The organism is Dactylosporangium maewongense, from assembly GCF_039531485.1.
In the GTDB taxonomy this organism is placed as follows: domain Bacteria; phylum Actinomycetota; class Actinomycetes; order Mycobacteriales; family Micromonosporaceae; genus Dactylosporangium; species Dactylosporangium maewongense.
The window spans coordinates 1-12,893 of sequence record NZ_BAAAQD010000058.1; the positions used below are offsets into that span (position 1 = coordinate 1).

Below are 12,893 nucleotides of genomic sequence, written 5' to 3' on the forward strand. Positions count from 1 at the left end.
ACCGGTCGGCCGTCAAACCCGCCCGACCCACATACCCACGGGCGAGTTGCACACCGGCCAGATACAACTCCCCCGCTACCCCGACCGGCACCGGCGCCAACCGGTCGTCGAGGACGTAGACGCGGGTATTGAACACCGGACGGCCGATCGGCACCGAACCCTCCGCCGGAACCTCACATCCGGTCACATCCACCGACGCCTCGGTCGGACCGTACAAATTGAACAACCCGACACCCGGAAGGATCTCGAAGAACCGGTCACGCACCGCCGAGCCAAGCGCCTCACCGGAACACACCACCCGCCGCAACCCGCCACACCCGGCCGCCTCGGGCACGGCCAGAAACGCCTCCAACATCGACGGCACAAAGTGGACCGTGTCCACCCGCTCAGCACGGATCAGCTCCGCGACATAGCCAGGATCACGATGACCACCCGGCCGGGCAATCACCATGGCGGCGCCCTGAATCAACGGCCAGAACAACTCCCACACCGACACGTCAAACCCGAACGGCGTCTTCTGCAACACCCGATCACCCGGCCGCAGACCGAACTGCGCCTGCATCCACACGAGGCGGTTCACGATGCCTTCGTGGGCAACCACCGCGCCCTTCGGCAGACCGGTCGAACCCGACGTGTAGATGACGTACGCCGCCTGACCCGGCACCACCACAACATCCGCAGCCGTAGCCGTTTCTGTGAACGGACCCCCCGAGATCACGCATACCGCACCCGCGTCCGCGACCATGAACGCGATCCGCTCCGCCGGCAGATCCGGGTCGATCGGCAGATACGCGCCGCCGGCCTTGTGCACCGCCAGCAACGCCACCACCATGTCGAAACCACGCGGCAGGGACACACCCACCACCGAGTCCGCGACCACACCACGGTCGATCAGCACCCGCGCGAGGCCGTTCGCCCGGCCGTCCAGCTCCGCGTAGGACAGCGTCTCACCCTCGAACACCAGCGCCGGGGCGTCCGGCGTGCGCGCGACCTGCGCCGCGAACAACCCCGGCAACGTCGCCGCAGGCACCTCCACCGCCGTGCCGTTCCACTCGTGCAGGACGCGGTCGAGCTCGCCGGGGTTGAGGACACCGATCTCCGACAGGCGCGTACGCACCCCGCCGGCCAGAGCGTGTTCCAAGGCCGACACCAGTTGCCCGGTCGCGGTGTGCACCATCGCGGCCACTTCGGAGGCGTCGATCGGGCCGACCGCGTCCACGGTCACGCCGAGCCGGGTGCCGTCGTCGTCGATCGACACGCTCACCGGGTAGTTGGTGCCTTCGCGCGAGTACACGGTCCGGACGCCCTCGACCGCGCCGTGGCCCCCTGCCTGTTCCGCGTCGTCCCGGTAGTCGACGGCGGTGTTGTGCCGGTAGTTGAACAGGGTGGCGAACAGCGGCAGATCGCCGGCGACTCCGCTGACCCGCTGGGCCAGTGCGAGGGGCGCGTGTTCGTGCTCCAGGAGGCGGCCCAGCTGGCCGCGCATGGCGGTCACCGCATCCACGACGTCGACGTCCCCGGCACGGACCCGGACAGGCAGTGTGTTCATGAACAGGCCCGGAACCCGGTCGGCGCCCGCACCGGCGTTCATCCGGCCGAAGAGGACGGTGCCGAACACCACGTCGTCGCGGCCCGACACCACCGACAGCACCCGCGACCACACGACGTGCATCACCGTCGCCGCGCTCACCCCGAGCCGGCGCGACACGTCCCGCAGCCGCGCCGCCACAGCCCGATCCACGTCGGCGCCGATCCGGACCAGCTCCGACCCGTCGCCGCGGACGTCGCTCACACCGAATGCGACCGTCGGCTCGTCCACGCCGGCCAGCAGCTCCCGGAAGAACGCCTCGTGCTCGCCGCCGGCCAGCCCGGCCCGGGCCTGTGCCACGAAATCCCGGAACGGCAACGGCGCCGGCAAACTGTCCGCCCGACCGGCCAGCACCGCCTCGATCTCGCCGACCATCACCTCCAACGCCGTGTGGTCCTGCACCAGATGGTGCACCCGCACCAACCCCAACCACCGGCCCCCGCGGACCTCGGTGACGTGGAGGTCCAGCAGCGGGGCCCGGCCAAGATCCATCGACAGGCCGACCACCGACACGAGCTCCGCCACCGCGTCGGCCGTGTCGTCCGGCAGGCTCACCTCGGTCACCGGCAGCGGCGCCGAACGCCACACCACCTGCACCGGTTCACGCAGACCCGACCACACCACCGATGTGCGGAAGACGTCGTGCCGGTCGATCACCTGCTGCAACGCGCCGGCGAACTGGTCGAGGCGGGCACGGTCGGCGAACTCCAGCACGAACGGCGAGACGTAGACGTCCTGACCGCCGTCGGCGAGGAGGTGGTGGAACAGGATGCCTTCCTGCAGCGGCGCGAGGGGGTAGATGTCGGCGACGTTCCGCGCACCACCCGGCACCGAACCGACCACCACGTCGATCTCGGCCTCGGTCAGCTCGGCCAACGGCAACATCTGCGGGGTGATGTCCTGCGCGCCGGCGGGAATCAGGTTCGCCGGGACGTCCACCACGGCGCCACCGGCCGCGGCGGCCAGCCCGGCCGGGGTCGGTGACACGAACAATGCCCGCACCGACACCGGTACGCCGTGCACCCGCAGCCACTCCACCAACCGGACCGCCAGCAACGAGTGCCCGCCGAGCGCGAAGAAGTCGTCGTCGACCCCGACGACGTCCAGACCCAGCACGTCGGCGAAGGCCTGGCACAGCAACTCTTCGCGCGCGTTCGCCGGGGCACGGCCGGCCCCGGCGGTCGCGGCGAAATCCGGAGCCGGCAGCGCTTTGCGGTCCAGTTTGCCGTTGCGCGTCAGCGGCAGCGCCTCGAGCGACACGACGGCCGCGGGCACCATGTACTCCGGCAGCCGCCGGGCGGTGTACTCCCGCAGCACCGCGCCGTCGACGGCTCCGACGACGTAGGCGACCAGTCGCTTGTCCCCGGCGGTGTCTTCCCGGGCGACCACCGCGGCCTGGGTCACCCGGTCGTGGGCGGCGAGCACGGCCTCGATCTCGCCCAGCTCGATCCGGAACCCGCGCAGCTTCACCTGCTCGTCGGCGCGGCCCAGGAACACCAGGTGGCCGGACGACGTCCACCGCACCAGGTCTCCGGTCCGGTACAACCGGTCACCGTCGCCGAACGGGTCGGCGACGAACCGCTCGGAGGTCAGGCCGGCCCGGCCCACATATCCACGCGCCAGACCCGCACCGGCCACATACAGCTCGCCGGCCACGCCCGCCGGGACAGGCGCCAGCCGGTCGTCGAGCACATACGCCCGGACGTTGGCCAGCGGACGGCCGATCGGCACCGATGTGTCCGTGTCGCCGGCGGCACACTCCCACGACGTCGCGGTGACGGCCGTTTCGGTCGGCCCGTACGTGTTGTACAGCCGGGCGTCCGGCAGCACGCGGAAGAACCGGTCGCGGGTCGCGGCGGTCAGTTCCTCGCCGCCGCTGAGCACGTACCGCAGGGACCGGCACTCGACGGTGGACGGCTCGTCAAGCATCGCCTGCAGCAGCGACGGCACGAACTCCGCCACGGTCACCCGCTGCTGCTGGATCAGGTTCGAGAGGTACCTCGGCTCGCGGTGACCGTCCGGGCGGGCGACCACCATCGTGGCGCCGAGCACGAGCGGCAGGAACAGCTCCTCCACGGCCACGTCGAACCCGACCGGTGCCTTGAACAGCGTCCGCTCCGACCGGTTCAGGCCGTACCCGGCCACCAGCCACCGCAGCGTGTTCACCACGGCCGCGTGCGTCACCATGACACCCTTGGGCGTGCCGGTCGACCCCGAGGTGTAGATCACGTAGGCCGGACTCTCCGGCGGCACCACCACGTCCGGGCGGGCGGCGTCCGGAACGTCCACATCGGACAGTACGTGCACCACGCCGGCGTCCGCGAGCATGAACGCCACCCGGTCCTCCGGGAGGTCCGGATCGACCGGCAGGTACGCGGCGCCCGCCTTCACCACGCCGAGCACCGCGACGACCAGGTCGAGCCCGCGCGGCAGGCGCACCGCGACCACCGACTCGGGGCCGGCGCCGAGCGCCTGGATACGCGCGGCCACCCGGTCCGAGCGGGCGTCCAGGTCGGCGTAGCTCACCGACGTGCCCTCGAACACCACGGCCACCGCGTCCGGCGTGCGTGCCACGTTCGCCGCGAACAGCGCCGGCAGCGACGCGGGCGGCGCGTCGACCGCCGTGTCGTTCCACTGGGCGACCACGCGGTCCAGTTCGGCGTCGTCCAGCACCCGCACGGCCGACAGCGGCAGCGACGGGTCGGCCAGCACGACGTCCAGTGCCCGCACCACCCGCGCCGCCATCGTGACGACGGTCTCCGCGTCGAACAGGTCCACCGAGCCGATCAACAGACCCTGCAACCCCGCCGGGTCACCGCCGGGGCCGAACACCTCGGCCACGGTCAGGTCCAGGTCGAACTTCGCCGGCGGCACCACCGCGGTGCCCGCCTCGGTCGGCACGGCCGGCCCGCCGATCTGGACGCCGGACAGGTCCAGCACCGCGCCGGCGTTGTTCTCGACGGTCAGCATCACCTGGAACAGCGGGTGCCGGGCCAGCGACCGGGCCGGCGCCAGCTCCTCGACCAGCAGCTCGAACGGCACCTCCTGGCTGCCCAGCGCGGACAGTCCGGCCTCCCGCACCCGGCCCAGCAGCTCGGCGAATGTCGGGTCACCCGACAGGTCCGTTCGCATGACGAGGGTGTTGACGAAGAAGCCGACAAGATCGTCCAGACCCTCGTCGGTGCGGCCGGCGACCACCGTCCCGATCGGAATGTCGGTCCCGGCGCCCAGTTTCGACAGGACGACGCCGAACAGGGCCTGCGACAACATGAAGACTGTCACGCCGTTGGCCCGGGCCACCTCGACCAGCCGCGCGTGCGTCTGCGCCGGGATCTGGAACGGCGCGCCGTGCCCGCGGTAGCTGCTGGCCGCCGGGCGGGGCCGGTCATACGGAAGCGCCAGTTCCTCCGGCGCACCGGCGAGGGCCTGCCGCCAGTAGGCGACCTGCCGGGACATCAGGCTCTCCGGGTCGTTCCGGTCGCCGAGCAGGTCGCGCTGCCACAGCGTGTAGTCCGCGTACTGCACCGGCAGCGGCGTCCACCCGGGCGCGCGCCCGGCGCTGCGGGCGGCGTACGCCGCCGACATGTCCGCCGCCAGTGACCGCATCGACCAGCCGTCACCGGCGATGTGGTGCAGCACCATGACGAGTACCCGGTCGCCGCCCTCACCGGCGAACAGCGTCGCCCGGATCGGTGCCTCGGCGGCCAGATCGAACGTGTACCCGGTCGCCGCGGCCACGGCCGCCGGCAGCTCCGCCGGCGCGACGTCGACCAGGTGCAGCTGCCACTCCAGGTCCTCCAGCGGGGTCACCCGCTGGTACGGCTGACCGTCGGCGACCGCGAACACCGTGCGCAACACCTCGTGTCGGCCCATCACGTCGCGGAACGCGGCACTCAGCGCCGTCGCGTCGACCGCGCCGGAAAGGCCCAGCACGATCGGGAGGTTGTAGGTCGCGCTCGGCCCCTCCAGCTGCTGGATGAACCACAACCGCTGCTGCGCGAACGACAACGGCAGCCGTTCCGGGCGCGCCCACGGCACCAGGGCGGACCGTGCCGGCTCGGCCCCGGGCACGCGAACGGCCAGCCGCGCGGGCGTCGACGCCTCGAACAACGCCCGCAACGGCAACTCGACGCCGAACACCGACCGCACCCGGCTCAACAGCCGCACGGCGAGCAGGGAGTGGCCGCCGAGGGCGAAGAAGTCGTCGTCGACGCCGACCGTGTTCAGGTCGAGGACCTCGGCGAAGGCCTGGCAGAGGAGCTCTTCCCGGATGTTGGCCGGGCCGCGTCCCGCACCGGCGGTCGACGTGAAGTCAGGGGCCGGCAGGGCTTTGCGGTCCAGTTTGCCGTTGGACGTCAGCGGCAGCGCTTCCAGGATCACCGTGGCGGAGGGCACCATGTACTCCGGCAACCGCTCGGCGGCATACGCACGCACCCCCGGACCGTCGACGGCTCCCACCACGTACGCCACCAGGCGCTTGTCCCCAGGGCTGTCCTCGCGGGCGATCACGGCGACCCGGGCCACCTCGGGGTGTGTGGCGAGGACGGCTTCGATCTCGCCGGGTTCGATCCGGAACCCGCGGATCTTCACCTGTTCGTCGACCCGGCCCACGTACACGAGTTCGCCGTCGGTCGTCCACCGGACCACGTCACCGGTCCGGTACAGCCGGCCGCCCTCGTCGAACGGGTCGGCCACGAACCGTTCCGCGGTCAGTGCGGCGCGGCCGGTGTAACCGCGGGCCAGCTGGGCCCCGGCCAGGTACAACTCGCCGGCCACCCCGGCCGGGACGGGGCGCAGCCGGGAGTCCACCACGTACGCCCGCACGTTGATCATCGGCGGGCCGATCGTCACCACGCCACCGTCGGGGCCACAGTCACCCGTCGACGTGGTGACCGCCGCCTCCGTCGGGCCGTACGTGTTGTGCAGCCGCGCCCCCGGCAGGACCTCGTAGAACTTGTCCCGCAGGGCCTCGGTCAACGCCTCACCGCCGCTGAGGACCTGCCGCAACGACACGCACTCGGCCGCGCCCGGCTCGGCCAGGAACGCCTGCAGCATCGATGGCACGAAGTGCAGCGAGTCGACCCGCTCCCGCCGGACCAGGTCCACCAGATATCCCGGCTCGCGGTGGCCGCCGGGCCGCGCCAGGACCATCGTCGCGCCCTGGACGAGGGGCCAGAACAGGTCCCACACCGACACGTCGAAGCTGATCGGGGTCTTCTGCATCACCCGGCTCGGCGCCTTCAACCCGTACTCGCCCAGCAGCCACCGGAACGAGTTCACGATTCCCGCATGCGACATCACCACACCCTTCGGGACGCCCGTGGACCCCGACGTGTAGATGACGTACGCCGCCTGCTCCGGCAACACCCGTACACCCGGATCGTCGCCGGGCAGACCCGACACATCGGCGACGTTCACCACCGGCACGCCGAACCCGGGCAGCATGCCGGCCGACACGTCGTCGGTCACCACACAGGCCGCCCCCGCATCCGCGATCATGAAGAGTGCGCGCTCGGCCGGCAGTTCCGGGTCGATCGGCAGGAACGCCGCGCCGGCCTTCAGCACTCCCAGCAGGCCGACGATCAGGTCCACCGACCGCAGCATCGCGACCGCCACGACGGACTCCGCACCTACTCCACGGCCGATCAGCCACCGCGCCAAGCGGTTCGCGCGCGCGTCCACCTCGCCGTACGAGACGGTGTCGCCCTCGAACACCACCGCCGCCGCTTCCGGTGCCCGCGCCACCTGTTCCCCGAAGAGGCCCGGCAGCGTGCCCGCCGGCACTTCGACCGCTGTGTCGTTCCAGCCGCGCACCACGCGGTCCAGGCCCGCCTCGTCCAGGACGCTGATGTCGGACACCAGCGTCGGTGACCCATCCTCGTCGAGGGCGTTCTCCAGCGCCGCGACCACATGGCCGACCGCCGTGTGCACCATTGCGACCACTTCGGCGGGGTCGATCGGGGCGACGGCGTCCACGGTCACGCCGAGCGCGGTGCCGTCGTCGTCGATCGACACGGTAACCGGGTAGTTGGATCCCTCGCGCGAATACACGGTCCGGACGCCCTCGACCGCCGCCTCTTGTGCCTCGTCCCGGCTCTCCACCGTGCTGTTGTGCCGGTAGTTGAGCAGCGTGGCGAACAGCGGAAGGTCAGCGGCGACCTCGCTCGCGCGCTGGGCCAGCACCAGCGGGGCGTGCTCGTGCTCCAGCAGGCGGCCCAGCTGGCCGCGCATGGCGGTCACCGCGGTCACGACGTCCAGGCCTGTGGTCGGAACCCGTACCGGCAGCGTGTTCATGAACAGGCCCGGCACCCGGTCCGCTCCGGCACCGGCGTTCATCCGGCCGAAGAGCACGGTGCCGAACACCACGTCGTCGCGGCCCGACACCACCGACAGCACCCGCGACCACGCCACATGCATCACCGTCGCCGCGCTGACACCGTGCCGGCGCGACACGTCCCGCAGCCGCGCCGCCACGCCCGCGTCGACGCCCCAACTGGCACGAACGAGCTCCAGGCCGTCGCCACGGACGTCGCCGATGCCGAATGCGACCGTCGGCTCGTCCACGCCGGCCAGCAGCTCCCGGAAGAACGCCTCGTGCTCGCCGCCGGCCAGCCCGGCCCGGGCCTGCGCCACGAAATCCCGGAACGGCAACGGCGCCGGCAAACTGTCCGCCCGACCGGCCAGCACCGCCTCGATCTCGCCGACCATCACCTCCAACGCCGTGTGGTCCTGCACCAGATGGTGCACCCGCACCAACCCCAGCCATCGACCCTCGCCGACCGCGGCGACATGCATGTCGAGCAGCGGGGCCCGGCCCAGGTCCATCGACAGGCCCACCGCGGACACCAGGTCCGCCATCGCGTTCCCGGTGTTGTCGGGCAGGCGCATCTCGGTCACCGGCAGCGGCGCCGAACGCCACACGACCTGTACCGGTTCGCGCAGGCCCGCCCATGCCACCGACGTGCGGAACACGTCGTGGCGGTCGACCACGTGCTGCAGTGCCCCGGCGAACTGGTCGAGGTGGCCGCGGTCGGCGAACTCCAGGCCGAACGCGTTGACGTACACGTCGTCGCCGCCGTCGGCGAGGAGGTGGTGGAACAGGATGCCTTCCTGCAGCGGTGCGAGCGGGTAGATGTCGGCGACGTTGGCCGCCCCGCCGTCCACCGTGCCGATGACGGTCCGGATCTCGGCCTCGGTCAGCTCGACCAGCGGCAACATGTCCGGGGTGATCTCCTGCGCGCCGGCGGGAATCAGGTTCGGCGGCACCTCGACCGCCGCGGTGCCCGCGGCCGCCGCCAGCCCGGCCGGGGTGGGCGCCTCGAACATCCGGCGCACCGAAACCGACACGCCCCGCACCCGCAGCCACTCCACGAGACGCACGGCGAGGAGCGAGTGCCCGCCGAGCGCGAAGAAGTCGTCGTCGACCCCGACAACGTCCAGACCCAGCACGTCGGCGAAGGCCTGGCACAGCAACTCTTCCCGCGCGCTCGCCGGGGCTCGTCCGGCTCCCGCCGCCGACGCGAAGTCCGGCGCGGGCAGTGCCTTGCGGTCGAGCTTGCCGTTGCGCGTCAACGGCAGCTCGTCGAGGACCACGACGGCCGACGGGACCATGTACTCAGGCAACCGCTCCGCGGCGTGCTCCCGCAGCACCGCGCTGTCGACGGCACCGACCACGTACGCCACCAGACGCTTGTCCCCGGTGGTGTCCTCACGGGCGATGACCACGACCTGGATGACCTGCGGGTGGTTGGCCAGGACGGCTTCGATCTCGCCAGGTTCGATCCGGAATCCGCGGATCTTCACCTGGCCGTCGGCGCGGCCGAGATACATCAGGTTTCCGTTGCCGTCCCACTGAACCACGTCGCCGGTGCGGTACAACCGACCGCCGGCGTTGGAGAACGGGTCGGCCACGAACCGGTCGGCCGTCAAACCCGAACGGCCCACATACCCACGGGCCAGCTGCACACCCGCCAGATACAACTCCCCCGCCACACCCACCGGCACCGGGTTGAGCCGGTCGTCAAGCACGTAGACGCGGGTGTTGAACACCGGACGACCGATCGGCACCGGACCCTCGGCCGGCACCTCGCATCCGGTCACGTCCACCGAAGCCTCGGTCGGACCGTACAGGTTGAACAACCCGACACCCGGAAGGGTCTCGAAGAACCGGTCACGCACCGCGGAGCCGAGCGCTTCACCGGAGCACACCACCCGCCGCAGACCACCGCACTCAGCCGCCTGCGGCACGGCCAGGAACGCCTCCAGCATCGACGGCACGAAGTGGACGGTGTCGACCCGCTCATCACGGATCAGCTCCGCGACATAGCCAGGATCGCGGTGACCGCCCGGGCGGGCGATCACCATCGTGGCGCCCTGAATCAACGGCCAGAACAACTCCCACACCGACACGTCGAACCCGAACGGCGTCTTCTGCAACACCCGATCACCCGGCCGCAGACCGAACCGCGACTGCATCCACACCAGGCGGTTCACGATGCCCTCGTGCGACACCGCGACGCCCTTCGGCAGGCCGGTCGAACCCGACGTGTAGATGACATACGCCGCCTGACCCGGCACCACCACGACCTCGGGAACCGTGGCCGTCTCGGTGAACGGACCCTCCGACAGCACACAGACCGCACCCGCGTCCGCGACCATGAACGCGATCCGCTCCGCCGGCAGCTCCGGATCGATCGGCAGATACGCACCGCCGGCCTTGAGCACCGCCAGCAACGCCACCACCATGTCGATGCCGCGAGGCAGGCACACACCCACCACCGAGTCCGCGACCACACCACGGTCGATCAGCACCCGCGCGAGACCGTTCGCCCGGCCGTCCAGCTCCGCGTAGGAAACCGAGGCGCCCTCGAACACCAGCGCCGGGGCGTCCGGCGTGCGCGCGACCTGAGCCGCGAACAGGTCCGGCAACGTGCCCGCCGGGATCTCGACGGCCGTGTCGTTCCAGGTCGACAGAACCAGATCCCGCTCCGCTGCGTCCAGTACGCCGACCCCGGAGATCGGTGCGGACGGTGCGGCCAGCACGGCCTCGAGTACCCGCAGCCACCGCCGGGCGATCGACGCCACGGTGTCGGCGTCGAACAGGTCGGCCGAGCCGATCAGCGCGCCGGCCAGCCCCGCCGCGGCGCCGGTGGCGTCGAGCACCTCGGCCACCGTCAGGTCCAGGTCGAACCGCGCTGACGAGGTGACCGCCGCCGGCGCCGCCGTCGGTCGGGGCGCCGGGCCGCCGGCACGCGTGCCGGGCAGGTCGAGGACGGCGTCGGCGTTGTTCTGGACGGTGAGCATGACCTGGAACAGTGGGTTGCGGGCCAGGGACCGGGCCGGTGACAGTTCTTCGACGAGGCGTTCGAACGGGACGTCCTGGTGTTCGAAACCGGCCAGTGACGTTTCCCGGACCCGGCCCAGCAACTCGGCGAACGTCGGGTCACCCGACAGGTCGGTGCGGATGACGAGGGTGTTGACGAAGAACCCGACAAGCTCGTCCAGTGCCTGGTCGGTTCGGCCCGCGATAGCGGCACCGATCGGGATGTCGGTGCCGGCGCCCAGCTTGGACAGCAGCACGGCCAGGGCACCCTGCAAGAGCATGAACACTGTGACGCCATGCGTCCGGGCGACCTCAAGGAGACGGGCGTGCAGGTCCGCGGGCACAGCCACAGGCACGATATGTCCATGGTGGCCGGCGACCGCCGGGCGGCGCCGATCGGTCGGCAGGGCCAGTTCCTCGGGTGCGCCGGCCAGGGCCTGCCGCCAGTAGGCGACCTGACGGGAGATCAGGCTGTCCGGGTCCTGTTCGTCGCCGAGCAGGTCCCGCTGCCACAGGGCGTAGTCGGCGTACTGCACCGGCAGCGGCGCCCACGTCGCGGCCCGGCCGTCCAGCCGGGCCCGGTACGCCGTCGACAGGTCCGTGGCGAGGGGGCGCATCGACCAGCCGTCCGCGGCGATGTGGTGCACCACCAGGACCAGGACCCGTTCGCCGTGGTCGCCGGTGAACAGCGAAGCCCGGATCGGCACCTCGGCCGCGAGGTCGAACGCGTACTGGGTGGCGGCCGAGACGGCCTGCGCAGATGCCGTCCCACCGAGGTGAAGGCGCCAGTCCAACTGGTCGGCCGGGATGGTCTTCTGGTACGGCCGGCCGTCCGCGATCGGGAACACGGTGCGCAGGACCTCGTGGCGGCCGATGACGTCGCGTAGTGCGGCGTCCAACACTGCGGGGTCGACATGGCCGGGCAGGCCCAGGACCAGCGGGATGTTGTAGAGGGCGCTCGGGCCTTCGAGCTGCCCGATGAACCACAACCGTTGCTGGGCGAACGACAGCGGAAGGCGGTCCGGACGCTGCCACGCCACCAGCGCGGAACGGGCATGCTGCGCGCCGGGCAGGTGCGCGGCCAGCCCGGCCACGGTCGGGGCCTCGAACAGCGTCCGCAACGTCAGCTCGACGCCGAACACGGCCCGGATCCGGCTGACCAGACGCACGGCCAGCAGGGAGTGTCCGCCGAGGTTGAAGAAGTCGTCGTCGACCCCGACCGCGTCCAGGCCCAGGACTTCGGCGAAGGCGAGGCAGAGCAGCTCTTCCCGCACGGTGGCCGGGGCACGGCCGGCGCCGGCCGCCGCCGCGAAGTCAGGCGCCGGCAGCGCCCGCCGATCCAGCTTGCCGTTGGCGGTCAGCGGCAGCGCGGCCAGTAGCACCGTGGCGGCGGGCACCATGTAGTCGGGCAGCCGCTCGGCGACGAACCCGTGCAGCGTCGCCGGCAGGTCATCGCTCGCACCGTCGACGGGGACCACGTAGGCGACGAGGCGCTTGTCGCCGGTCGTGTCCTCCCGCGCGATGACCGCCGCCTGCGCCACCTGCGGGTGAGCGAGCAGGGCGACTTCGATCTCGCCCGGCTCGACCCGGAAGCCGCGGATCTTCACCTGCTCGTCACCACGACCCACGAACGCCAGGACACCCTCGCCGGTCCAACGCACGACATCGCCCGTGCGGTACAACCGGCCACCATCATCGAACGGATGCGCGACAAACCGTTCCGCGGTCAGCGCGCTCTGCCCGACGTATCCCCGCGCCAGGCCGGCACCCGCCACATACAACTCACCGGCCACACCCACCGGCACCGGCATGAGCCGCTCATCCAACACATACGCCTGAGTACCGCGAATCGGGGCACCGATCGGCACACTGCCACCATCCGCCACGTCCTGCGCCCGGATCGTGTGCACCGCCGTGAACGTCGTGTTCTCCGTCGGCCCGTACCCGTTCACCAACCGCACCTCCGGCAGCCGCTCCAGCACC

1 protein-coding gene (running past one end of the window) is annotated in these 12,893 nt (G+C 71.4%); it reads right to left on the reverse strand.

Annotation, left to right across the window (positions count from 1 at the left end; all coding sequences use genetic code 11):
• The coding region annotated (locus tag ABD332_RS58340) for a non-ribosomal peptide synthase/polyketide synthase (RefSeq protein WP_344515533.1) crosses the window boundary (this coding region is incomplete at its 3' end): on the reverse strand, positions 1–12,893 show 12,893 of its 27,913 nt. 15,020 nt of the annotated region lie beyond the right edge of the window.